The following is a 24,059-nucleotide window of genomic DNA, read 5'->3' as shown; positions in this document are numbered from 1 at the left end:
GACAGATCGGCTTCCATCGTGACCATTTCCAGCGCCATACGGCCAGAGGCCATCGGCACTCTGTATGCCGACCATCATCCCTGGCTGCGTGCATGGTTGCGGAAGAAACTCGGCTGTGTCGATCAGGCTGCCGATCTGGCGCAAGACACTTTTTTGCGTGTCTTGTCATCGCAGCAAGCCTTGCCGGCACTCAATGAGCCGCGCGCCTTTTTGACCACCATCGCCCAGCGCGTACTGTCCAATTACTGGCGGCGCCAGAAACTGGAACAGGCGTATCTGGAAGCCTTGGCGCTGGCCCCGCCGCAGTTTGAACTCTCCTCCGAAGAACGCAGTATCTTGCTCGAAGCGCTGATCGAACTCGATCAGATGCTCAATGGCTTGCCGGTACTCGTTAAACGGGCTTTTTTGCTGACCCAGCTCGATGGCCTGGGACATGCCGAGACGGCCGATTTGCTGGGTATTTCCGTGCGTACCGTCAAGCGCCATATCGTCAAGGCTGGCTTGCAATGCTATTTCGGTTCGACCGCCGCGGAGCTGATCTGATGGTTGCGGTAAGCGGGCACGGGCCGATACCGCAGGCGGTAGCCCAGCGCGCGCTGGAATGGCTGGTCGACTTGCAAAGCACGCCCCGTCCGCCCAGGGCGCTGGAAAACTTCCAGCGCTGGCGCGCGCAACATCCCGACCATGAGCGTGCCTGGCAACGCATCGAAGCGTTCAATGGCCAGTTGCACGACTTATCCTCGCCCGTGCATTCAGCGATTACCCACGCTACCCTGGCGCGTCCCGCGACGGCCAAAAGGCGCCAGGCCGTCAAGACCCTGGCTGTGCTGATTTTTGCCGGCGGCGCGGGCTGGGTGGTCCAGGAACAAACGCCATGGCGGCGCTGGTCAGCGGACTACCGCACGGCCGTGGGAGAACGTCGCAAGGTGGTGCTGGCCGATGGCACGCAAATGATCTTGAATACCAATAGCGCCGTGAACATCCGTTTCGATGCCGAGCGGCGCCTGGTCGAGCTGATTGCAGGCGAAATCCTGGTCACTACTGCCAAGGATAGGCAAAACAGTCCCCGGCCTTTCCTGGTGCAAACCCGGCATGGTCGGGCGCGGGCACTGGGTACGCGCTTCAGCGTGCAGCAATTGGATGACGCGACCTGCGTCAAGGTCTTGCATAGCGCGGTAGAAATTGCCCCTGTTTCAGGCAGTCCCACTGTGACCCTGCAGGCGGGACAGCAAGCCAGTTTTACGACATCTACCATCTTGCCGGTATTGCCAGTGAGCGAAGGCAGCACGGCCTGGACCGACGGTTTTATCGTCGCGCTGGGCCTGCGCCTCGATGACTTCCTGGCAGACGTCGGCCGCTATTGTTCTTACGCGCTCAGTTGTGACCCAACTATTGCCGGTCGGCGCGTATCTGGCTCGTACGCCTTGGCCGACATCGATAAATTGCTTGATACCGTCAGCGCCATGCTACAACTGGAACAGGAAATCATTACCCGCTTCTGGGGCCGGCAAGTGACGGGCATCCGTTTGCGCCCGCGCAGCAGGATAAGTTAAGCGCGCCAACCGCTGTTTCAGTTTTTTTTCAAAAAAATGCCGCCGAGGTGGCCCTTTTGGATTTTTCGCGGGACATGGCAGGTAAGCACTCCTTATCCCATGCTGAGTATCCACGAAAGGTTGAACATGAGCCACCCTAGCGCGCCACAGCGCCCATCCCAACAATTGCTGGTCCGCAAGACACTGGCGTCTGCCATCAGCCGTTTCAGTGCCGGCACTTTGACCGCCGTCGCCTTGCTTGCTCTGCCGCAAGTGGTGCTGGCGCAAGCGGCGCCGCAGCGTCTCTACACCATACCTGCTGGCAGCATGGAAAGCGTTTTGAGCCGTTTTGGCCGCGAAGCGGGCATCACCCTGTCGTTTGCGCCGGAAATGACGGCCGGTTTGCACAGTAGCGGCTTGCAGGGCGGCTATTCAGTCAATGTCGGACTGGAAACCTTGTTGGTGGGCAGCGATTTGCAAGCGAGCCTGCAAGCCAATGGCAGCTATCTGCTGAGAAAAGTGCCGGTCAGTGCCGCCAACGGCAACGCGGTAGGGCGTGAGAAAACCTTGCCTGGCATTACGGTCAACGCCAGTGCGGAGCGCGAAACGGCCACCGGTCCGGCGGCCGGTTATGTAGCCCGGCGCAGCGCCACCGCCACCAAGACCGATAGTTCGCTGCTGGAAACGCCGCAATCGATCTCGGTGGTCACGCGCGAGCAGATGGATGGACAAAACGTGCAAAGCGTGCCGCAAGCACTGCGCTACACGCCCGGTGTGGTATCGGAACAGCGTGGCGTGAATACCGATTCGCTGGAATATATCTACGCGCGCGGTTTCCAGATCGATGAGTACTGGAATGGCTTGCGCCTGCCCAACAACGGTTTCAATATCACCAGCATGGACCCGTATATGTTCGAGCGGGTGGAATTGCTGCGCGGCCCAGCCTCGGTACTGTATGGACAGACTTCGCCCGGTGGTTTGCTGAGCCTGGTGAGCAAGCGCCCGACGGCAACGCCCTTGCATGAAATCATGTTGCAGACAGGTAGCCACGGTCGCAAGCAGGCAGCCTTTGATTTCGGCGGTCCGCTGGACGAAGCCGGCAAGTTTTCCTACCGTTTGACGGCCGATACTTTCGATACGGGCACGCAAACCGATTTCGTGCGCGAACAGCGTACCGCGATTGCTGCGGCCCTAACCTGGCGGCCCGATAGCGACACGCATCTGACGGCCTTTTTAAATTATCAACAAGATCCGCAAGCGGGCGTCTACAACTTCGTGCCGGCGGCCGGCACGGTATTGCCGGGCAAAGTGACAGTGCCACGCAACTTTTTCGTGGGTGACCCTGATGACAACTCGTATAAAAAAGAACAGGAATCCATCGGCTACGAATTCGAACACAAGCTGAACGAGACCTGGACCTTCCGCCAAAACCTGCGCGTGCTGCGCAACAGCTTGCATATCCGCATGCTCGACGCCAGCTATGGCTTGAATCCTGACGGCTTGTCGATAGGGCGGGAAGCCTACCGCCATGACGGTAGCGTCAATACAGTGGCGGCCGACAATCAGCTGCAAGCGACTTTTGATACCGGCGCCGTGCGGCATACGGCGATTGTCGGCCTCGATTACCAGCGCGTACATTACGACCACAAATACATAGGCCAGGGCGATGCGCTGGCGCCGTCCATCAGTATCGCTAATCCGGTATATGGCCAGCCTATAGGGGAGCCCGACTTTATGTATGGCAGTTCCACCGACGATGTCTCTCGGCAACTGGGCGTGTATGCGCAAGACCAGATCCGTTGGCAACGCTGGGCCTTCCTGCTGGGGGGACGGCAAGATCAGGTCAGCAGCAGTTCGCTGGCCTATACCAGCGGCAAGACCAGCAGCCAGGACAACCATGCATTTACCTGGCGCACGGGCGCCGTCTACCTGTTCGACAATGGAGTCTCGCCCTACGTCAGCTATGCGACATCGTTCCAGCCCGCCATCGGCACGGATGCGTCCGGCAATATTTTCAAGCCGACGGAAGGCAAACAATACGAAGCAGGCCTGAAGTACCAGCCGCCCGGTTCCGACAGCTCGGTCACCGCTGCCGTGTTTGACTTGACGCAAACCAATGTGCTGACCAATGACCCAAACAAGCTGGGTTTCAAGATACAGACGGGCGAAGTGCATTCCCAGGGCCTGGAAATCGAGGCGCGCACCAATCTGACGGCCAATCTGCAAGGTATTGCCAGCTACACCTACACGGATTTGAAAAATACCCGCAGTAATACGAATAACCTGGACAAGGTGCCGGCTGGCATTCCGCGCAGCATGGCGGGAGTCTGGCTGAACTATGATTTCACGGCTGCACCGCTGGCCGGCTTGCAGCTGGGCGGTGGTCTGCGTTACTCGGGCAGCAGCTATGGCGACAGCGTCAATTCCTTCAAGGTGCCGGGCGTTACCTTGCTGGATGTGTCGCTGCGCTACGATCTGGCGCATTTGTCGCCAGGCTGGCAAGGCTGGAGCGCGACCTTGAGCGCTAGCAACCTGAGCAACAAGAACTTCATTGCCAGCTGTTCCAGCAGCGCCACTTGCATCTTTGGCATGGAGCGCTCGATCCTGGCCAATTTGAAATACAAATGGTAAACATGATCCATAGGGCGGACACATGAGCCGTTTGCACGCCTGGGGCCTGGTGCACCGCTGGAGCAGCTTGCTGTGTTCGCTGTTCCTGCTGCTGGTCTGCCTGACGGGATTGCCCCTGATCTTTTCAGAGGAGATCGCACAGTGGCTGGATGAGGGGCCGCCGTACGCGGTGCTACCAGCCAACACACCCTTGGCCAGCATCGACGGCTTGATCGCGGAAAGCCGGCGGCGTTATCCGGCCGACGTGATCCTGTCTGCCTTCATGGATGATGCGGAACCGCAAGTGCGGGTGCGTTTGGCGCCGTCGTATCAGCTGGCGGTCGATGCCCCGCAGCGCATACATGCCCTGAAGTTCGATGCGCGTACCGGTATGCTGCTGGAAGACTCGCTGCACAGCAAGCCAACGCATAGTTTCAAGTTCATGCTATTCGTGCGGCGCTTGCATACCGACCTGTTTGCCGGGATCACTGGCGAATTGCTGTTCGCGGCCATGGCGCTGCTATTCCTGGCAGCGATAGTTTCCGGCATCGTGCTATATGGCCCCTTCATGAAAAAGCTGGCCTTCGGCACCGTGCGCAACGGCCGCTCGGCACGGGTGAAATGGCTGGATCTGCACAATTTGCTGGGCATCACGACGATGGCCTGGGCCTTGCTGGTGGGGGCGACGGGGGCGCTCAATGAACTGACGACGCCATTGTTTGCCCTATGGCAGCGGCAAGACGTGGAAGCGATGCTGCAACCGTGGCAAGGCAAGCCAGCCTTGGCGCCCGGTGCGCTGTATTCGCTCGACGCGGCTTTCGACACGGCCCGCAAGGCTTTGCCGGATATGCGCGTCGTCAGCGTTGAGTATCCGGGCAATCTGTTTGCCACGCCCTACCATTATCTGATCTGGGCCAAGGGCAAGACGCCGCTGACGTCGCGGCTATTCAGTCCGGTGATGATCGATGCGCGCACGGGGGAGTTGACGGCGAAAGTGCGGATGCCGTGGTATTTGCGTGCGCTGGAACTGGCGCGGCCATTGCATTTTGGCGATTATAGCGGTTTACCGCTGAAGCTACTGTGGGCGGTGCTCGATTTGATCACGATGATCGTGCTGGGCAGCGGCGTATATCTGTGGCTGGCCCGCAGAAAGGCGGTGCGGTCCCGTTTGTCCTTACAGACGGGACCTTGAGACTATTCCTTCAGGCCATCTTCATCCAAAGGGTCGTCCAGCGGATTGGCCGCTGGAATCGTGTATTTTTCTTCGGCCCAGGCGCCCAGGTCGATCTGTTTGCAGCGCTCCGAGCAGAATGGGCGGAATTTATTGGCTTCCGTCCATTCGACTTTGGCGGCGCAGGTAGGGCAATTAACGACGGTCATAAAGAGTGCAATAAAATCAATTAAAAATTACAGAGCGTCAGCTCGAAGGGCACGTCCTCTTCCAGCGGCTTCGGTTTCAAGTCGCCGCCCTGAGTTGTGAAACGCACCCACAACATGTATTTGTTGGCGGAGATTTCCGGGATGGCGCCGCTGCTTTCATCCAGGGTCAGGCGCAGCATCTGGTAAACCTTACCTTGCAGCATCTGCTGGTAGCTGCCGGCGCTGGCGATCAACTTGACGGGACCGCCCGAATCACGCAGCAGGCGCAGCACCAGGGCCAAGGCGGCAAACAGCGGCGCCAGCGGGGCAAACCAGGCATGGATATCGGCCAGGCGTTGCTCGGAGCTGCGTTGTTGCCACGCATAATAGGACGGCAAATCGAATTCACAGGCGCCGCCAGGAATGATGGTGCGTCCGCGTATGCTCATCAGCCATTCATTGTCGCGGATATTCTGGCCCGTCTTGCCTTGCGCCGATACCAAAGCGCCGCTCACGCTGTCGAGCTCGCTGAGTATCGCGTCCAGCGTATGCGGTTCCACATTGGGATTGCTGCGATAGCCCAGCAGGCTTTGGCGCTGGCGTTCGAGTTCTTGCAGCAGGTCCGATTTCAGGTCGGCGCGGCCGGCCACTTCGAGCATATCGAAGATTGTTGCCAAGGCAACATGGTGTTGCATGGCGTGTTCTTGCTGGATAAAGAACTTGAATTTGTCGTACAGGTCTTCCAGCCGCAACAGCGTACGTATGCGTTCGTTGAAAGGGTATTCGTAGACAATCAAAATAACATCCCTTTGGTAACAGCTGGCAAAGCGATATGTTGCCAGTTGCTGTAAGTACGTCTGAAAATGCGGTGAATATGGACCCGCAAACAATTCCGTGATTTTGAACCAAGCGTCGACAAATTACAAACGTTGCGAGCCCATTCCAGTGATTCTTTTTGAAAATGCCAGATATACATCGTGCAACTGGGCTATCTGCGGCTCCAGCGCTGCCAAATCGCCATTGTTATCGATCACATCGTCGGCTGCGGCCAGCCGCATGGCACGCGTGGCTTGCGTCGCCATGATAGCCTTGACTTGCTCTTCTGATAATCCATTGCGCGCCATCACGCGCGATACTTGCAAGCTTTCCAGGCAGTCGATGACCAGCACGCGGTTGACCCGCTCCACCCAGCCACCGGACTCGACCAAGAGCGGCACGGCAAAGATGACATAGTCGCCTTTCGCTTCGGCCGCTGCCGTCAAGGTCGCCTGGCGGATGCGCGGATGCAGTATTGCTTCCAGCCGCGCCTTGGCGTTGGCATCGGAAAACACCAGTGCCCGCATCTTGGCCCGGTCCAGCGCGCCATTCGCGTCGGCATACTCCGCACCGAATTGCGCCACCAAAGCTGGCATGGCTGCGCCATCGGGCGCCGTCAGGCTGTGGGCGATCTGGTCGGTATCGACAATCGAGGCGCCGCGCGTAGCAAACATATCGGCCACCGTGCTCTTGCCGCAACCGATACCACCGGTTAATCCTATGCTGAAGTAAGGTGCATCCATGTTCATCCCTATGCCCTTAGCTGATCAGGGTTAACGTAAAGTGCGATAACGGCGTGCCGTACAGCAGGGCAATCAAGCCTGCAGCCGCCAGGTAAGGGCCGAACGGTATCGGCTTGTCGCGGCCGTGCTTGGCAACGACGATCAGGGCGATGCCGACCACGGCGCCGACCAGGGACGACAATAATATAATTGTGGGCAACATCGTCCAGCCCAGCCAGGCGCCCAGTGCCGCCAGCAATTTGAAGTCACCATACCCCATGCCTTCCTTGCCTGTCGCCAATTTGAAGGCCCAGTAAATGCTCCACAGGGCCAGGTAACCGGCGGCCGCGCCGATCACGGCGTCTTGCAGCGGCACGAAAGTACCATTGATATTAACCAACAGGCCCGCCCACAGCAGGGGGAAGGTCAGGTCGTCGGGCAGCATTTGCGTATCGGCATCGATAAAGGTCATGGCGATCAGCAGCCACAGAAACACCAGGCTGGCCAGTCCTGCCCAGCCGCTGCCGAAGTGCCAGACGAGCACGGCCGACAGGGCGGCCGTCAGCAGTTCGACGAGGGGATAGCGGGCCGAGATAGGCGCTTGGCAGGCGCGGCATTTACCGCGCAATAGCAGATAGCTGATGACGGGAATGTTTTCCATGGCAGTGATCTTGTGGCCGCAGGCGCCGCAGTGCGAATGGGGCAGCATCAGGTTATAGCGCCCGGTATGCGGCGGCGGCAAGCCACTTTCCACCGCCACATAGTTATCAGACTCGCGCTGCATCATTGTCGGGATGCGGTGTATCACCACATTGAGGAAGCTGCCAACGATCAGACCGAACAGGGCGGCGACAAGGGTGACGAACAAATTGCCGGGCGCGGCGAACAGCAGGGTGTCTTGCAGCATGGTGGTGTGGTCCGAGGAAGTAGTGCCGCGCAGACATTGCCTGGCACTGCCGCAGTGTAAAACATCCGCCAGGGCATGGCGATCTTTTCAGGGGATGTCACGGCAGATATCGTGATTTAAAGCTAGGCAATCTGGAATTGCACGCGCCGGCCTGCCCGGGCCAGCATATCGACCAGCGCGTCGATCGTGAACTTGGGCGTTTTTTTGTTGATCACGTCGGAAACACGCGGACGGCTGACGCCCAATATCTGCGCGGCATCGGCCTGTTTCAGGTTTTCTGTAGCTATCCACAGCGCCAGTTCGTCCATCAGCTTTTCCTTGATGGCGATCTTGTCGGAGATGATGCGCCTGGACTGCGCCTGCAGCGCGGCCGCTTCCTGTGGGGCAAAGCCCAGGTCGGCAAAGATATTGCCGCCGGCTGGCGTGATGTGCGCCGATTCGCTGTCACTGTGTGGCTTGAGCTTGGTGTTCATTGCTGTGTCCTCATGTTGACCACGGCCTTGTAGCGGACGCTGGCGATTTCTTTGTCTTGTCTGGAGGTGGTGTTTGTTTTCTTTTTAAAACAATGCAAGACATAGACAGCTTCGGGAAATTTGGCGACATACATTACCCTGAACCAGCCATCATCGAGATTGATGATGATTTCCTTGGTGCCAGTGCCGACTTCGTCAAAAGGTTTCCAGCGATCCGGTTCTAGTCCGGCTTGCACCTGGCTCAGCTGGTGGCCAGCTTCCCTGCGCGCGTCGATAGTAAAAATATGATCATTTTTAAGGTCGGCCAGGGAGCTGCCGCGCCAGTCGATGGCTTTTTCTTCCATCACAACTCCTTGATTGTATCAAATTTTATACATCCATGCAGCCACCACGATAAAAGCAGCTTGATCGGTATCAATCATCTGCATCCGTTAAATGACCGCCCCCAATTTGAAAATCGGCAAATACAGGGCAATCACGAGACCGCCCACCAGCACGCCCAGCACCACCATCAGGGCCGGTTCCAGCAGCGAGGACAGGATGGCGACGGTGGCGGCAATTTCTGCTTCGATGATGTCGGCCGCGCGCGTTAGCATGGTGTCGAGCACGCCTGACTCTTCGCCGATCAGGGCCAGTTGCGTCAGCAGTTCGGGAAATACGCCGCTGTGGTCCATGGCCAGGGCCAGGCTGCCGCCGGCGCGGATTTCGCGTTCGATGCGCAAGGTGGCGTCTTGATATAGCGGGTGGTTGGAGGCGGCCCCGACCAGTGACAGCGAATCGAGCAGCGGCACGCCAGCGGCAAACATGGCGGCCAGGGTACGCGTCCAGCGGGCGATGGCGGCGCGGCGCAGCAGCGGACCGAATAGTGGCAGGCGCAGTGCCTGCAATTGCACCTGCCTGCGCAGGGCGGGTGAGCGCCGCCACGCCAGATGCAACAGCAAAGCAAGCGCGGCCAGCACAGCCAGCATGGTCAGCCAGTAACGCACCAGAAAGGCCGAGATGGCCATTACCATCAAGGTTGGCAGGGGCAAGGGCGCGCCAAAACTGTCGAAGACTTGCCGAAAGGCGGGCACGACCCAGCTCATGATGATGGCGGTGACGAAGACGGCAACGAGTACGATAGCCAGCGGATACATGATGGCGCCGCGCAACTGGCGGCGCAGGGCAATGGTTTTTTCCTGATGCGTGGCCAGGCGCGCCAGCAATTCCTGCACGATGCCGGCTTGCTCGCCGGCAGCCACCAGGCTGCAATACAGGCTGTCGAACAGCTTGGGAAACTGGCGGAATGCCTGTTGCAGGCTGCTGCCTGCTTCGATATCGTGGCGCAGATCTGCCATCAGCTCGGTGATCGCCGGCTTGGCGTGGCCCTTGCCGGCGATGTCGAAAGCATGTAGCAGGGGCACGCCGGCCGCCATCATGGTCGATAGCTGGCGCGTGAAGAGGGCGATATCCTTGTGCGTGATGGCTTTGCCCGGTGCATGGCGGCGGGCGCGTACACGGGTAGCGAGTATGCCCTGGCGGCGCAAGGCCAGGGTGACGGCGGCGGCATCGGCGGCGCGCAGGCTGCCTTGCACGCGCCTGCCGTGGCGGTCAGTGCCCTCCCACGCAAATTGCCGTTCACCCGTCATGTGCGCCCCCAGCGCTCACCTTAGCACTGGTACGATAGGCGCCGCCAGCGCGTACGCCGGCGGGTTTGATGCGGCTCAGCTTGTGGTTCAGTTCTTCGCTGTCTGCACTTCCGTTTGCACGACGGCCTGAGCCTTGACCTCGTCCGCATCGTCGTCATCGCTCTCCGAACCTTTGCTGATACTTTCGCCATCGTCGCGGCGCAAGGTCCAGAAAGTCAGTGAGGACAATATCGTCAGCGCGGCCAAGGCCAGGAAGGCGTGGTGCAAGGCACTGGTGAGCTGGACCCGGTCCGATTGTGGCATGTCGCCCAGGAACCAGCCCGTGATCAGGGAACCAAAGGCCAGGCCAAAGCTCATAGACAGTTGCTGCATCGAACTGGCAATCGTGCTGGCCATGCTGGAGTCGCTCTTGTCCACGTCTGCATAGGCGATGGTGTTCATGCTGGAAAACTGCAGCGAATTGAAGAAGCCCAGGCACAGGCTGATGGCGACGATCACATAAATCGGCGTGTTGGCGCCCACCTGCGAAAACATGGCGATCGTGACGCCGATCAGCACCGTGTTGATGACCAGCACTTGGCGATAGCCGAAGCGTGCCAGCACGCGCGCGGAAATGAATTTCATGAACATGGCGGCGGCCGCTGACGGCATCATCAGCAAGCCTGATTGCCAGGCGGGCAAACCCAGGCCCAGCTGGTACAACAGTGGCAGCAGAAAAGGCAGGCCGCCCACGCCCAAACGGGTGACGAAACCGCCCACCACCGAAACGCGGAAAGTGCGGATCTTGAACAGGGTCAGGCGCAGCAGCGGATGCAGCACTTCGCGCGAATGCCAGGCATAGGCGGCCAAGAGGCTGATGGAAATGAACAGCAGCACGGCGGCCGAGGTGGGGTCCAGCTTGTGCTCGCCGAAAATTTCCAGCAGCCAGGATAGCAAGGCGATACCGGTGCCAAACAGCACCAGGCCGATCAAGTCCAGCGGACGCTGCTTGTCGCCGTAATAATCGGGCATGTAGCGGTGCGCCAGGTATAGCGCCGTCAGGCCGACGGGTACGTTGACGAAGAAAATTTCGCGCCACGACAGCCAGTGCACGATCAGCCCGCCTACGGTCGGTCCCAGTAAGGGACCGATCAGGGCGGGGATGATGACGAAATTCATGGCCGCCAGCAATTGCGACTTGGGGAAGGTGCGGATGATGGCCAGCCGCCCAACCGGCATCATCATGGCCGCGCCCACGCCTTGCAGCAGCCGCGCCGCCACCAGCATCGGTGAATTGACGGACAGGCCGCACAGGATGGAGGCGACGGTAAAAATGGCGATGGCGGCGGAAAACACGCGCCGCGTGCCGAAGCGGTCGGCCATCCAGCCGCTGACCGGGATGCACACGGCCAGGCTCAGGATGTAGCTGGTGACGACCGCCTTCAGGCTCAGCGGCGTCACGTTCAGGCTGGCGGCCATGGCGGGAATGGCGGTGTTGACGATGGTGGAGTCGAGCTGCTCCATGAATAGGGCGGTGGCGACTACCCAGGGAAGGTAGCTTTTAACGGCAGAACTGGACATGGATGCGGAGCCTGAGTAGGTTGGAACGGAGCCAACAGTGCCCTGAATTGTTACACAAAAGGCGCTTGCGCGCCGCCATCCGTGCGCGTTTGATCATTAAACCTGGTTTAACTTGTCCAGTGCATCGAGCAAGGGTTGCGCCGCATCGGCGATGCGCTCCAGGCTGGCTTCGCGCAAGGCGGCGGTATCGACCGTATATTCCGAGTCGAGTCCGGCCCAGCGCAGCAGCGCCGAACAGGCGCCGGGCGTATCGAACATGCCGTGCAAATAACTGCCGAGGATTTGCCCGTCCTGTGATATGGCGCCTTCTGGCCGGCCATCGATAACAAAGGCGGGAATTGACAACGCCGTGCCTTGCGACACGCCCATATGGATTTCATAGCCGTTGACCTCAGCGCTGGCAAACGCGCAATGGCCGCCGACCTGTTCCAGCCGTTTATCCTGTGTCAGTTCAGTGGCCATCTCCAGCAAGCCCAGTGCCGGCGAGCTTCCGGCTGCGCCTTCCACGCCCAGCGGATCGTGCACGGCCAGTCCCAGCATCTGAAAACCGCCGCAAATGCCGATCACCTTGCCGCCATAGCGCAGGTGTTTGGCCAGGTACGCCGGCCAGCCTTGCTGCTGCAGCCAATCGAGGTCGCCACGGGTATTTTTACTGCCGGGCAGGATGACCAGGTCGGATGGCGGTATCGTTTGTCCCTGCTGGATGAATTGCAGGTCGATACCTGGGTGGGCACGCAGGGCGTCGAAATCCGTGTGGTTGCTGATGCGCGGCAGTTGCGGCACGACCACCTTGAACGCGCCCCGTTCTGCCTGCATCGCTTCGACGGCGTCTTCCGCATCGAGGAACAAGCCTTGCAGATACGGCAGCACGGCCAGTACCGGTTTACCCGTCTGCTGTTCCAGCCAGTCGATGCCGGGCGTGAGCAGCGAGATATCGCCACGGAAGCGATTGATGACGAAGCCGATGATGCGCGCCCGTTCGCTGTCGGACAAACAGGCCAGCGTGCCGATGATATGGGCGAACACGCCGCCACGGTCGATATCGGCCACCAGGATCACCGGGCAATCGACGGCTTCGGCAAAACCCATGTTGGCAATATCGCGCGCTCGCAGATTCACTTCAGCCGGGCTGCCCGCGCCTTCGACGATGATAGCCTCGTATTGTGAACGCAGGCGTCCATGCGATTCCAGCACGGCGCCCATGGCCACGGTTTTGTATTGCTGATAATCGCGCGCGTTCATTTCCGCGCGCACCTTGCCATGGATGATGACTTGTGCGCCTGTGTTCGACGACGGTTTCAGCAGCACCGGATTCATGTCCGTGTGTGGCGCAATGCCGGCGGCCAGCGCCTGCAAGGCCTGGGCGCGGCCTATCTCGCCGCCATCGGCCGTGACGGCGCTGTTCAGGGCCATGTTTTGCGGCTTGAACGGCGCTACGGAGATGCCACGGCGTTTCAGCAGCCGGCACAGGGCGGCAACCACGGTGCTCTTGCCTGCATCCGAGGTCGTGCCCTGCACCATCAGGGTGGAAAATAACGATGGTCTGCTCATGGTGCGCTTTGTGCCGTCGGATTGGTGCGGTGCTGGCGCGCCAGTTCGATTTTTTCGCACAGGGCGGCCGTGCCGTCGATCATGCGCGGACCGGCGCGGTTCAGCAAATCGCCGTTCAGGCGGAACAGGTTATTGTTGCGCACGGCCTTCATCGACGGGAAGGCGCGCCACATCGCCAGTCCGCCTTCACTGCGCGGATCGCTCTTTTCGCTGGTGCCGAAAATCGCTTCCGGATCTTCCTGCAGCACGCCTTCTTGTGTGACGACGGGCGCCACCACCTTCAAGGTCGCAAAGATATTTTGCGCACCGCACACGCGCATGGCGTCGCTGACGATGCTGGCACCGCTCAATGTGTATAGCGGCTTGTCCCACACCTGGTAAAACATGCGCACGGGCGGGCGCTGCGCATAGTGCGCCGTCAGGCTGGCCAGTTTGCTGCGCAGCTGGGCGGCGACGGGCTTGGCCACGTTTTCCGTGCCCATCAGCTGGCCCAGGCGCTCCAGGCTGTCTGGAATGTCGGCCAGCTTGCGCGGTTCGCTGTGAAAGATCGGCACTTTTAATTGACGCAGCATGGCGATCTGGCGCTCGGCGCTGCCATGCATCCAGACCACGATCAGGTCGGGCTTCATGGCGATGATACGCTCCATGTCGAACTGGCGGTTATCGCCTACCTGAGGCAGTTTTTTTGCCGCTTCCGGATAATCGCTGTAGCTGACCACGCCGGCGATCTTGTCGCCGCCACCAGCAGCAAACAGCAATTCTGTGATGTGCGGCGCCAGCGCCAGTATGCGTTGCGCCGGCTTGTCGATGGTGACGGCATTGCCATCGTCATCGCGCACCGTGATGGCGGCGTGCGCGTTGAGCGAGGCGAACGTAGTCAGAGTGGCCAGCAGGGCTGCGAGATGTGAGCGTTTCATGTGTTGTCCTTGTTCCATGCGGTGAGTGCCTGTTCCAGGCTTAACCAGGCGGCGTCGTTCGGTGGCAAACCCAGGCGGATGCCGCGTTCGGCATGGCGGAATAGCCGCACCCAGATACCGCGCTGCGCCATGTGCCGCCAAAAGTCTTCGGCATGCGTTTCGGGCCACCATTGAAACAGATCCGTGCCCTGACTGCTGATGCCATGCGCAGCCAGTAATTGCCGTAGCCGCGCAGCTTCCTGCTGCAAGCGGCTCCGCATCGCCACCTGCCATGTCGTGTCCGACAGCGCCGCCAGCGCCACTTGCTGCGCAGGGCCGCTGACCGTCCACGGTCCCAGCAAGTCGGCCAGCGTTGCCAGCAAGGTAGGATGGGCGGCGACAAAGCCCAGGCGCAGTCCGGCCAGGCCAAAGAATTTGCCGACTGAACGCAGTACGATCAAGCCAGGCCTGTTGGTGTGCTGCCCCAGGCTGGCTGCCGATTCCGTATCACCAAACGCTTCATCGACGACCAGCCAGCCACCGCGTGTCGCCAGCTTGCCGGCCCAGTCCAGCAGTAGCTCGGGCGCGATGCGTTCTCCGGTGGGATTGTTCGGGTTGCAGATCACCAGTACATCGCAGCTGTCGACGGCACCGGCCAATTGCGCATACGGCACTTGCCGCAACTGGTGGCCGTGCTGGCCCCAGTGGTGCGCATGTTCGGCGTACGACGGTGCGGCCACGACCACGCGCGATGGTGGCCGCAAGCGGGGCAGGGCCTGGATGGCTGCCTGCGTACCTGCCACCGGCAGCATGGCCGGCGCGCCATAATAGGCGCAAGCAGCGGCGGCCAGCGCCGGGTCGGCTTCCGGCAGGCGGTGCCAGGCGTTGGCGTTCGGTGCTGGCGCTGCATACCAGTGCGGGTTGATGCCGGTCGACAGGTCGATCCAGTCTGCCAGCGGCCGGCCATATTCGCGGGCCGCGTCGCGCAGATTGCCGCCATGTTCAAGCATGAACTGCCCCGCGCAAATAAACCAGGCCCGCCAGCAATCCCATCCAGATCAGCCAAAGTACGGCTGTTTCGGCCACCAGGCGCCAGGCGCGGTCGATATCGCGTGCTTCGGCCGGGCGGCCAATGCCCAATGGCGGGCGGCTTTCCAGCTCGCCGTCGTAGATGGCGTCGCCACCGAGCGCCAAACCGAGGGCGCCAGCGCCGCTGGCCATCACAGGTCCTGCGTTAGGGCTGCCCCAGGCAGGTGCTTGCGTGCACCAGCAAAGCCAGGCGCGTTTTTTGTCCGCCATGGTTTTACCCAGCAAAACATAGGACAGGGCCGTCAAGCGCGCTGGCAGGTAGTTGAGGAGATCGTCGATGCGGGCGGCGCAGCAGCCGAACCAGTCAAAACGTTCGTTGCGGTAGCCCCACATGGCGTCGAGCGTATTCGCCAGGCGGAACAGCACGGCGCCAGGGCCGCCCGCCACCGCGAACCAGAACAGGGTGCCAAAGACGGCGTCGTTGCCGTTTTCCAGCAAGGACTCGGTGCTGGCCTTGGCCAGGCTGGCCGCATCGGCGTTATTTGTATCGCGGCTGACGATGCGCGCCGTCAGCAGGCGCGCGTTATCGAGGTCGTCTTGGGCCAGCGCATCGGCGATCGGTTGGTTATGGTCGCGCAGGCTGCGCAGTCCCAGGCACAGATACAGCAAAAATACGTGCAGCGCTGCGCCAGCCCAGCCGCATAGCCAGGCGGTGAGCGCCGTCATCGGCAGTACGGCCAGCGTCCACGCCAGCGCACCGCGCATAAAGCGTGCGCGGCCCCGGTTCAGCAAACGTTCGATGGCGTTGGCCAGGCGGCCAAAACCGACCAGCGGATGCCAGCGGCGCGTCTCGCCGAGGAGGATGTCGAGCAGTACGCCGGCCGTCATCAGCGCGGCCAGCATGGGCAGGGACAGGCCACTCAGCATGGGCCACCCTTCAGATGCAGCGGCAAGCCGGCCGCCACCAACACGGCCTTGTCGCAGATGGCCGCCACCGCCTGGTTCAAGCGTCCCGCTTCATCGGTGAAGCAGCGCGAAATGGCGCCGTAGGGCACGATACCCATGCCGACTTCATTCGATACCAGCACAATGTCGCAGCCAGTGTCTTCCAGGTCGGCCAGCGCATACAGCAGCAATGCGCGCTCACTGTGAAAGCGTTCGGGCAGGACGATATCGCCCACCTCCGGATACGTCTCGCCATTGGAAAACAGCAGATTGGTCAGCCAGAGAGTCAGGCAATCGACCAGTAGCAAACGCTTGGGGTGTGCTTGTTGCAGGATGACTTCGCCCAGGCAGAGCGGTTCTTCCAAGGTGATCCATTCGGCCGGGCGCTGCAGGCGGTGGTGGATGATGCGTGTGGCCATCTCGCCATCGCCGGCTTGCGCGGTGGCGATGTAGATGACTTCCTTGCCCGAGCTGCGGGCCAGCTGTTCGGCGTAGGCGCTCTTTCCGGAACGGGCGCCGCCGAAGACCAGGGTGCGCGTCATGCTGCTGTTACCATTCGGTGCCGGCTTGCGCGCCGATGCCTGCCGCATAGGCGTGCTTGACGACGGCCATTTCGGTGACGGTGTCGGCAATCGCGATCAGTTCTTCGGGCGCGCCGCGGCCCGTGATGACGACGTGCTGCATGGCCGGGCGTTCCAGCAAGTCGGCGATGACCTTGTGTACGTCCAGGTATTTGTATTTGAGGGCGATATTGAGTTCGTCGAACAGCACCAGGCCGTAGCTGGGGTCAGCCAAAAAAGTTTTTGCCTGTTCCCACGCCAGTTCCGCTTTTTCGATGTCGCGCTCGCGGTTCTGGGTTTCCCAGGTATAGCCTTCGCCCATCGCGTGAAAACTGATTTCGTCGGGGAAGCGGCGCAGGAATTTTTCTTCGCCGGTGGACATGGCGCCCTTGATGAACTGCACCACGCCTACTTTCATGCCATGGCCCATGGCGCGTATCGCCATGCCGAAACCGCTGGAGCTCTTGCCCTTGCCATTACCCGTGTTGACGATGATGATGCCGATTTCCTTGTCGGCCTTGGCGATGGCTGCATCGATGATGGCCTTCTTGCGTTCCATGCGCACGCGGTGGCGTTCGTTGATTGCCGCCGTCTCGGCGTCGATGATTTTGTTCTCGCTCATGCTATGTCCTCTTTCGGTATGAATATCTTGCGTTTGCCATGTTCGATGATGTCGATCGGGTGGCCCAGGTAGTGACCCAGGATGGACGCCTGCATCACTTCGGCCACGGGGCCGGCCAGCCAGCCGCCATCTTCCATCAGCAGCAGCGCGTGGGTTGAGACGCTGTGCGCCAGGTTCAGGTCATGGCCCACCATCACCACGGTTTTGTTCTGCTCGCGGCACAATTTTGCCAGCAAGCCCATCACGCTGACCTGGTGCGCCAGGTCCAGCGCATTAGCCGGTTCGTCCAGCAGCAGCAGTGGCGTGTCCTGGGCCAGCATGGCGGCGATCGCCACGCGCTGGCGCTCGCCGCCCGACAGGCTGCGCACATCGCGCGCGGCCAGGTGGTCGACTTCCATCGAAGCCAGGGCGGCGAGGGCGATCTGCTGGTCGTCGCTGCCTTCCCAGTAATGGTTGTCGTGATAAGGGTGGCGTGCCGACAGCACCGTCTCGATCACGCTATACGAAAACGCGTCGTGACGCGCTTGCGCCAGAAAGGCCCGCTCGCGCGCCAGTTCCGCCAACGGCCAGTCGTTCAATGCGCGATCCTGTATTGTGACGTGGCCGGCGTCTGGCTCACGCAATCCAGCCAGGGTGCGCAGCAGGGTGCTCTTGCCGGCGCCATTGCGGCCGATCACGCTCCAGCATTCGCCTGCGTTGATGACCCAGTTTAGCTTGTCCACCAGCGTGCGCGTGCCCGCGTTCAAATTCAGTTGGTCTGTACGTATCATAGCTTGCTCATTCTCTGTGTCATCCACGGCGCAAGCGGTGCAGCTGGTACAGGAAGACGGGGGCACCTATCATCGCCGTGATGACGCCGACGGGCAGCTGCAGCGGCGCCAGCACGGTGCGTGCCAGGGTGTCTGCCAGTACCAGGAAAGTACCGCCAACCAGTGCCGCGGCCGGGGTCAAGAGGCGGTGGTCGGGGCCGAAGGCAAAGCGCAGCGCATGCGGCACGATCAGGCCGACGAAACCTATACTGCCGGCGCTGGTAACGGCGCTGGCCGTCAGCAGGCCTGAACAAAAGAACAGCCCTTTGCGCAGGGCGCCCACGCGCACGCCCAGGGTGCTGGCCGCTTCCGCATGCAGGGCCATCACATTCATGGCGCGCGCGCTGCGCAGTGCGAAGACCAGGGCGGCGGCCAGTACCAGCCAGGGCATCAGCCGCACCGGTGCGCCGGACAGGTCGCCTATCATCCAGAACACCATGCTGCGCAAGCGGCTCTCGGGCGCGATCGACAGCATCAGCGTGACGATGGCCATGCAGGCCGACGACAGGATCACGCCTGTCAGCAGCAATAGCGAAGTGCCGCCTTCTGCCGCCGTACCGCCGCGCAGGTCGCGCCGGGCAAACAGGTACAGCAGCATGGAAATACCGACGGCGCCGGCGAAGGCGGCCGCATCGACCATCCACAGCGCGCACATGAACAACAGGGCAGCCAGTGCGCCCACGGAAGCGCCGGCTGAAATGCCCAGCACATACGGGTCGGCCAGTGGATTGCGCAGCAAGGCCTGCATCATCACCCCGGCCAGCGACAGCGCCGCGCCGGTGACGAAGGCGGTCAGCGCGCGGCCCAGGCGCAGGTCGAGCAGGGTAGCGGCAAGGGTATCGGTTTTGCCCTGGATCAAGTGGAGCAGGGCGGAAGGCAGGTCGGCGAGCGGAATCGCTACAGAGCCGGTCATGCCGGAGAAAATCAGGCTGGCCATCGCGCACACGCTCAGCATCGTGAGTATCAGGATGGCGCGGTGGCGCAGATTGCGAAAAAATGGATGCATGTACTGCCTTTAAATCGGGAACTGCAGCTGCGGGCGATGGCAGTATGCCACCGCCCGCAGCTTACCTCATTACAAGGTGTTTATTTCATGCCGTAGCGTACACCGACGAACAAGTTCGAACGTGGCGTTGCATAGAAACGTGCCAGTTCGTAGTTCTTGTTGGTGATGTTGTTCCAGCGCGCCAGCACCGACCAGTCGCGTGCGAACTGGTAGGTGGTGTACAGGTTCAGCAAGCCATAGCCACCGAGTGTAGTTTTGTTGGCGGCGTCGTCAAAACGCTTGTCCGACAACTGCCATTCTGTGCCAGCGGTCAGCGGGCCGGCGGTATAGTCGGCGTTGAAGGTAGCGTGTTTCTTGGCGCGGCGCTGCAACTGCTTGTCCTTGGTTTCATCGCGTGGGTCTTGCAGGTCGATGTTGCCGCTGACGTTGAACGCGCCGAACTTGCGGCTGCCGGCCAGGGTCAGGCCTTCCAGCAATGCCTTGTTGACGTTATAGGCGCAACCAAACGCACCGTTGAAGGTCGGATCAGGGCATGGGGTGGTATTGACGATCAGGTCGGTGACCTTGTTGTGGTAGTAGCTTGCGCTCAGCTGCGATACGCCATCGTTGTAGTGCAGGCCGATTTCCGCATTGCGGCCTGTTTCAGGCTTGTTCGACGCCAGGCCATAGCCTGGGTAGAACAGTTCATTGAAAGTCGGGGCGCGGAAGCTGGTGCCGTAGCTGGCGTTGGCGCGCAGGGTATTGCTGAAGCGGTAGCCGTAAGCGACGCTGCCAGTGTTATGGGAGCCGAATTTCGAGTTATCGTCGTTGCGCGCACTGATGCTGACCAGGTGCTCGCCGCGTACCATATTGTACGAAGCGGCGTAGGACTTGGTATTGCGTCCGCGGCTCACTTCTGGCGTGCTGCTCGACGTCACGTCTTCGTTGCGATAGTCCGCCAGCAATTGCAGGTTGTCGCTGCCGATACGGATATCGTGCTGCCAGGTGATATCGGTTTGCTTGGTGTCGATTTCGCTCTTGCCATACGATGCCGCGCTGCTGTCGTCGCCCGACTTGTCGCGTGCTTCAGCGTAGCGCAGTTCGCTGGTCCAGTTAGGCAGGAATTGGTTCTTCGTGAAGACCGAAACGTTTTCCAGCTTCTGGTTGCTGCGTGCATCGTAGCCTGGGCCTGCGTCGTATTGTGCTTTCAGTTGCGAATTGAGGAAGACCAGGCCGACTTCCTGGCCTTTGGCCATTTGGTAGCTGAACTGGCCGCTGGCGCTTTGTTTGTCGTAGCCGTCCTTGTCCGGGTTGTAGGTGAACGACGATGCGCCCAGCTTGGAAGCCGAGAAGCCGTCCGATTTTTCCTTGCCTGCGGTCAGGGAGTAATTGAAGTTGCTGGCGCTGCCAGCCACGCTTGCTTCTGCCTGGCGGGTGTTGTAGCTGCCGTAGCCGGCGAAAGCGGAGAAGCGTGCCGGACCATCACCTTTTTTAGTGAAAATCTGGATCACGCCACCGATAGCATCGGCACCGTACATGGTGCTGGCTGGGCCATAGACGATTTCAACGTGATCGATGCTCGACAGCGGCAGGGCGCTCCAGTTGGCGGTACCCAGGGTGGATGAACCGATACGCACGCCATCGACCAGTACGATATTCTGGTTACTGTTTGCACCGCGAATAAAGACGCTCGATGCCGTGCCTGGGCCGCCGTTGCGGGTCACCTCGATGCCGCGTTGTTTTTGCAGCAGATCGATCAGTGAACCGGCGCCCGAGCGCGCGATTTCTTCCGAGCTGATGGTCACGGTATCGCTCAATACTTCGCTCAGGTGCTGCGGATAGCGGTTGGCGGTAACGACAACAGGGTCGAAAGTGTCGGGCGTGGTTTGGGCGAAGGCGGCAGGCGCAGCAATGGCTAGCGCCAGCGACGTGAGCGCCGCATGGCGGGAAACAGCATGAGTCATGATAATTTTCAGTAAGTAATTTGCAACCGGCCCAGGTCCCCGTTGGCCAGATTGAACAGAAGCGGGAAACTGGGAATGATCATCGAAGATGGCCATGGCCATTCAGATCGTGAATATTCCCGTTCGCACACTTCCACCTGTTCTGGCCGGTATCCGGGCTGGCAAGTATGGCGATCCCACCTTCCCATGCCGTCATAGGCACAGTGGTTGTCAGGGATGGCTAGTCATTTACATCCTGTTGAGATGAATGACACTTGCTTACCGTTGCGGGGGCAGCACACGTTCACCGCGCTGGCGGTATCGTGTTTCCCGTTTAACTGCGCTCATGGACATGAGCGCGGGCACCAAAACCCCTTCATTATACGTGGGGTGCCGTGGGTCTGAAATGTCAGACTTGACACTTAATCATCAAAGATGACAGTCATTGCCGCGCCATAGCCGATTTTGTGGGCGGAGGAAGCGGCCAGCGCGGCCGTTTCCTCCAATGACAACCCCCCTTGCAACGCGCATAACAGGCGGATGGTGCCGGCATGGCAAATCAGGATCGCCTCGGCGTGTTGTTCGCGCAACAGATCGTGCAGGAAGGCCAGAATGCGGGCTGTCATGTCCAGCACATTTTCACCGCCACCGGGCCGATAGTGCGCCATGTCGGCTGCCCAGGCATCGATTTCTGCGCGAGGAATGGTTTCCCAGGACAGCATTTCCCAGTCGCCGAAATCCAACTCTGCCAGGCGGGCGTCGATATGCAGGGTACTGGCTGGCAAGTCTTCAGCTAATTGTTGTGCCAGGTCGGCGCAGCGTAGCAAGGGGCTGGTATAGATCGGTATATCAGGCGGCAGGTTATGCCGCAGAATGGCGCGGATCTTTTCTCTTTCATGGGGCGCTACCGCCACGTCGCTGCGGCCATAGCAAATACCGCTGGACACTTGCGGCGCAGGATGGCGGACAAGAATCAGGCGCATGCTAATACAAGTGTACTGTTGGCTGGAAGCCGGACAGGATGGCCAGGTAAATCAGCACTTCGGCCACTTGCTGCACGGCGCCCAGGCAGTCGCCCGTGTAGCCTTGGATGCGGCGCTGGCATGTGCGGCCCAGCCACCAGGCGGCGCCGGCCGCTACCAGTACGGCGGTGAGCAGTGCACTCCAGGCGAGTAGCCCCATTGCGCCGCACACGATGGCGGGCAGCAGGCCGCAGATGGCGGCGATGATAAATTCGCCCGTACTCATCGATTGCGCCATCGGCTTGGCCTTGCCTTCATCGCGCGCATAATCCATGCACCAGATCAGCGAGACAGCGGCCAGGCGTGATAGTGGATGGGCGATCAGTAGCGCTGCCACTACCATCGCTGGCGGCAATGAGGCCAGTGCTACGCATTTGATGGCCAGCAGGCAGACGATACCGATGGCGCCATAGGCGCCGATGCGCGAATCCTTCATGATGTCCAGTACCCGCTCGCGCGTATAACCGCCGCCGAAACCATCGCACATGTCGGCAAAGCCATCTTCATGGAAGGCGCCCGTCAGGTAGATGCCCGATGCGACGGCCAGCAGCACGGCCACGCCCGAAGGCAGGCACCAGCTGGCCAGCAGATACACGGCGCTGGAAATTGCCGCCACCACCAGGCCCACCAGCGGAAAGTAGCGCGACGCGTGCTGCAGCCAGTCAGGCTCGAAACCTACCCAGCGCGGTATCGGCAAGCGCGTGAAGAACTGCAGAGCGATAAAGAACAATCGGCACTGGTGGAGGGCGGCAGAAACGGGATTGGCCATGTTCAGTCTGGCGTGGACTTTTCGCTGACCTGGGCCGAGGCAAACGTCGCCATCTCGCGCATGAAATTGACGGCCGCGTGCAGCAGCGGCAAGGCCAGCGCGGAACCGGTGCCTTCTCCCAGGCGCAAATCGAGCTGCAGCAGCGGCCGTGCAGCCAGGCTGGCCAGCAAGTGGCGATGGCCGTTTTCATCGGAGCAGTGTGAAAACACGCAGTAGTCGAGGATGGCTGGTTGCAGCCGTGCCGCCACCAATAATGCGCTGCTGACGATAAAACCGTCGATCAGCAAGATCATGCGCCGCTCGGCGGCCTTCAACATGGCGCCAGCCATCATGGCAATTTCGAAACCGCCAAAGGTAGCCAGCACGTCGAGCGGATCGCTAACGCCTGCATGATGCGCGACGGCTGCTTCGATCACCTTTTGCTTGTGCAGGATGCCTTCGGCAGACAGGCCCGTGCCTGCACCCACGCAGTGTACGACGGGCGTTTGCGTCAGCTTGTGCATCAGTGCGGCGGCGGCGGTCGTATTGCCGATGCCCATTTCGCCAAAGCCCAGCACATTGCCGTCCAAGGTGGCGGCCAGATCCATGCCCGCCTGCAGGGCGGCCAGGCATTGTTCGTGGCTCATGGCGGGTTCCTGGGCAAAGTTGCGCGTGCCAGGGCCTTGCTTGCGGTCGATCAACCCATCGCGTGGGCCGAAGTCGTGCTTTACGCCCGCATCGACTATATATAAGGCGCTATTGTTCTGGCGGGCGAAAACATTGATGGCGGCGCCATTGCCCAGGAAGTTTTCCACCATTTGCCAGGTCACGCTTTGTGGATAGGCGGAAATGCCTTCATCCACCACGCCGTGATCCGCTGCAAACACGATGATGGCGGGATCGCGCAGGGTTAGTTGTGTGCTTTGCTGTATCAGTCCGATTTGGCGCGCCAGTGTTTCCAGTAGTCCCAGGCTACCCAGGGGTTTGGTCTTGCTGTTGATGGCGTGTTCGAGTTCGCTGGCCAGGGCGGGATTGGCAGTAGGGAAGATGTGTGGGATAGGCATGGGATCAAGATAGAAGAGGCGGCGTAGTTGCCAGCGCTACGATAGCACAAGGCAATATTGATCAGTCCCTGAAATAGCCCTTGCGGCGACTGCGGGCCTTGGCTATAATTCGCCCCCTCGCTGAACGACGCATGCAAATGCAGAGTGAAGTAGAGAAAAAGAAGGAGTTGACAGACGTAGTGGATTGCTTCATACTCTTCCTTCTTCGCAGCTGACAAACACAACGCTTTGTCGATAGCGCGAAAGCAGTAACCGAATTGAGTTCTTTAACAATTAAC

24 protein-coding genes and 1 riboswitch are annotated in these 24,059 nt (G+C 60.5%); of the genes, 4 read left to right on the top strand and 20 right to left on the bottom strand.

From position 1 onward, the window contains the following. Nucleotides 1-18: 18 nt before the first annotated feature. From HDE75_RS20495 to HDE75_RS20480, 4 genes are all read left to right on the top strand, one after another. Entirely contained in the window at nucleotides 19-543 is a 525-nt protein-coding gene (locus HDE75_RS20495) for a sigma-70 family RNA polymerase sigma factor (RefSeq protein WP_311735148.1), read from the top strand. Continuing rightward, entirely contained in the window at nucleotides 543-1,553 is a 1,011-nt protein-coding gene (locus HDE75_RS20490; RefSeq protein WP_183679952.1) for a FecR domain-containing protein, read from the top strand. The genes HDE75_RS20495 and HDE75_RS20490 overlap by 1 nt, the downstream gene beginning before the upstream one ends. A 126-nt stretch (nucleotides 1,554-1,679) precedes the next feature. Next, the gene (locus HDE75_RS20485) at nucleotides 1,680-4,163 is read left to right on the top strand and encodes a TonB-dependent siderophore receptor (RefSeq protein ID WP_183679950.1); all 2,484 of its coding nucleotides are present in this window, start codon (nucleotides 1,680-1,682) and stop codon (nucleotides 4,161-4,163) included. Nucleotides 4,164-4,185: 22 nt separating this feature from the next. Further along, nucleotides 4,186-5,334, top strand: coding sequence for a PepSY-associated TM helix domain-containing protein (locus HDE75_RS20480; RefSeq protein ID WP_183679948.1), 1,149 nt, complete (start codon nucleotides 4,186-4,188; stop codon nucleotides 5,332-5,334). 2 nt (nucleotides 5,335-5,336) lie between these two features. On the opposite strand, the gene yacG is transcribed toward HDE75_RS20480, so the two are convergent. The 20 genes from yacG to cobT form a co-directional block, all read right to left on the bottom strand. Continuing rightward, nucleotides 5,337-5,522, bottom strand: coding sequence for a DNA gyrase inhibitor YacG (gene yacG, locus HDE75_RS20475; RefSeq protein ID WP_183679947.1), 186 nt, complete (start codon nucleotides 5,520-5,522; stop codon nucleotides 5,337-5,339). A 20-nt stretch (nucleotides 5,523-5,542) separates the two neighbouring features. Next, nucleotides 5,543-6,298 carry a cell division protein ZapD gene (gene zapD / locus HDE75_RS20470; RefSeq protein WP_183679945.1) on the bottom strand — a complete coding sequence of 252 codons (756 nt, stop codon included), beginning with the start codon at nucleotides 6,296-6,298 and terminating at the stop codon, nucleotides 5,543-5,545. Between the two features lie 123 nt (nucleotides 6,299-6,421). Further along, nucleotides 6,422-7,060: a dephospho-CoA kinase gene (gene coaE / locus HDE75_RS20465; RefSeq protein WP_183679943.1), complete on the bottom strand. Its 639-nt coding sequence runs from the start codon at nucleotides 7,058-7,060 to the stop codon at nucleotides 6,422-6,424. Between the two features lie 16 nt (nucleotides 7,061-7,076). After that, nucleotides 7,077-7,946: a prepilin peptidase gene (locus HDE75_RS20460; protein WP_183679941.1), complete on the bottom strand. Its 870-nt coding sequence runs from the start codon at nucleotides 7,944-7,946 to the stop codon at nucleotides 7,077-7,079. 122 nt (nucleotides 7,947-8,068) lie between these two features. After that, on the bottom strand, nucleotides 8,069-8,419 hold the full coding sequence (locus HDE75_RS20455) for a helix-turn-helix domain-containing protein (protein ID WP_183679939.1): 351 nt from the start codon (nucleotides 8,417-8,419) through the stop codon (nucleotides 8,069-8,071). Beyond that, nucleotides 8,416-8,763: a type II toxin-antitoxin system RelE/ParE family toxin gene (locus HDE75_RS20450; protein WP_221291956.1), complete on the bottom strand. Its 348-nt coding sequence runs from the start codon at nucleotides 8,761-8,763 to the stop codon at nucleotides 8,416-8,418. Before HDE75_RS20450 ends, HDE75_RS20455 begins: the two co-directional genes overlap by 4 nt. Nucleotides 8,764-8,850: 87 nt before the next feature. After that, a complete protein-coding gene (locus HDE75_RS20445) occupies nucleotides 8,851-10,047 on the bottom strand; it encodes a type II secretion system F family protein (RefSeq protein WP_183679935.1) in 1,197 nt (398 codons plus the stop codon). An 87-nt stretch (nucleotides 10,048-10,134) separates the two neighbouring features. Beyond that, nucleotides 10,135-11,607: a DHA2 family efflux MFS transporter permease subunit gene (locus HDE75_RS20440; protein ID WP_183679933.1), complete on the bottom strand. Its 1,473-nt coding sequence runs from the start codon at nucleotides 11,605-11,607 to the stop codon at nucleotides 10,135-10,137. Nucleotides 11,608-11,703: 96 nt separating this feature from the next. After that, entirely contained in the window at nucleotides 11,704-13,158 is a 1,455-nt protein-coding gene (locus HDE75_RS20435; protein ID WP_183679931.1) for a cobyric acid synthase, read from the bottom strand. Continuing rightward, nucleotides 13,155-14,075 carry a cobalamin-binding protein gene (locus HDE75_RS20430; protein WP_183679928.1) on the bottom strand — a complete coding sequence of 307 codons (921 nt, stop codon included), beginning with the start codon at nucleotides 14,073-14,075 and terminating at the stop codon, nucleotides 13,155-13,157. Before HDE75_RS20430 ends, HDE75_RS20435 begins: the two co-directional genes overlap by 4 nt. Next, nucleotides 14,072-15,064: a threonine-phosphate decarboxylase CobD gene (cobD, locus tag HDE75_RS20425; protein ID WP_183679927.1), complete on the bottom strand. Its 993-nt coding sequence runs from the start codon at nucleotides 15,062-15,064 to the stop codon at nucleotides 14,072-14,074. Before cobD ends, HDE75_RS20430 begins: the two co-directional genes overlap by 4 nt. Next, a complete protein-coding gene (gene cbiB, locus HDE75_RS20420; protein ID WP_183679925.1) occupies nucleotides 15,057-16,010 on the bottom strand; it encodes an adenosylcobinamide-phosphate synthase CbiB in 954 nt (317 codons plus the stop codon). Before cbiB ends, cobD begins: the two co-directional genes overlap by 8 nt. Then, on the bottom strand, nucleotides 16,004-16,570 hold the full coding sequence (gene cobU / locus HDE75_RS20415; RefSeq protein ID WP_183679923.1) for a bifunctional adenosylcobinamide kinase/adenosylcobinamide-phosphate guanylyltransferase: 567 nt from the start codon (nucleotides 16,568-16,570) through the stop codon (nucleotides 16,004-16,006). Before cobU ends, cbiB begins: the two co-directional genes overlap by 7 nt. Before the next feature lie 7 nt (nucleotides 16,571-16,577). Further along, entirely contained in the window at nucleotides 16,578-17,210 is a 633-nt protein-coding gene (gene cobO / locus HDE75_RS20410) for a cob(I)yrinic acid a,c-diamide adenosyltransferase (RefSeq protein WP_183679921.1), read from the bottom strand. Further along, nucleotides 17,207-17,980 carry an ABC transporter ATP-binding protein gene (locus tag HDE75_RS20405; RefSeq protein ID WP_183679919.1) on the bottom strand — a complete coding sequence of 258 codons (774 nt, stop codon included), beginning with the start codon at nucleotides 17,978-17,980 and terminating at the stop codon, nucleotides 17,207-17,209. The genes cobO and HDE75_RS20405 overlap by 4 nt, the downstream gene beginning before the upstream one ends. A 19-nt stretch (nucleotides 17,981-17,999) precedes the next feature. Continuing rightward, nucleotides 18,000-19,025 (bottom strand): FecCD family ABC transporter permease, encoded by a 1,026-nt coding sequence (locus HDE75_RS20400; protein WP_183679917.1) that lies wholly within the window; start codon nucleotides 19,023-19,025, stop codon nucleotides 18,000-18,002. 80 nt (nucleotides 19,026-19,105) lie between these two features. After that, nucleotides 19,106-20,968 carry a TonB-dependent receptor domain-containing protein gene (locus tag HDE75_RS20395; RefSeq protein ID WP_183679915.1) on the bottom strand — a complete coding sequence of 621 codons (1,863 nt, stop codon included), beginning with the start codon at nucleotides 20,966-20,968 and terminating at the stop codon, nucleotides 19,106-19,108. A 127-nt stretch (nucleotides 20,969-21,095) separates the two neighbouring features. Further along, a riboswitch (cobalamin riboswitch) is annotated at nucleotides 21,096-21,332 on the bottom strand. Nucleotides 21,333-21,369: 37 nt separating this feature from the next. After that, complete coding sequence (gene cobC / locus HDE75_RS20390; protein WP_183679913.1) at nucleotides 21,370-21,930, bottom strand: alpha-ribazole phosphatase family protein; 561 nt, start codon at nucleotides 21,928-21,930, stop codon at nucleotides 21,370-21,372. Nucleotide 21,931: 1 nt separating this feature from the next. After that, nucleotides 21,932-22,738, bottom strand: a complete 807-nt coding sequence (locus tag HDE75_RS20385) for an adenosylcobinamide-GDP ribazoletransferase (protein ID WP_183679911.1) — start codon at nucleotides 22,736-22,738, stop codon at nucleotides 21,932-21,934. A gap of 2 nt (nucleotides 22,739-22,740) precedes the next feature. Next, on the bottom strand, nucleotides 22,741-23,781 hold the full coding sequence (gene cobT, locus HDE75_RS20380; protein WP_183679909.1) for a nicotinate-nucleotide--dimethylbenzimidazole phosphoribosyltransferase: 1,041 nt from the start codon (nucleotides 23,779-23,781) through the stop codon (nucleotides 22,741-22,743). Nucleotides 23,782-24,059 lie beyond the last annotated feature (278 nt).

The sequence above is a fragment of the Janthinobacterium silvisoli genome, assembly GCF_014200725.1.
In the GTDB taxonomy this organism is placed as follows: Bacteria; Pseudomonadota; Gammaproteobacteria; order Burkholderiales; family Burkholderiaceae_D; genus Janthinobacterium.
This window is presented reverse-complemented; position numbering and strand designations above follow the sequence as displayed.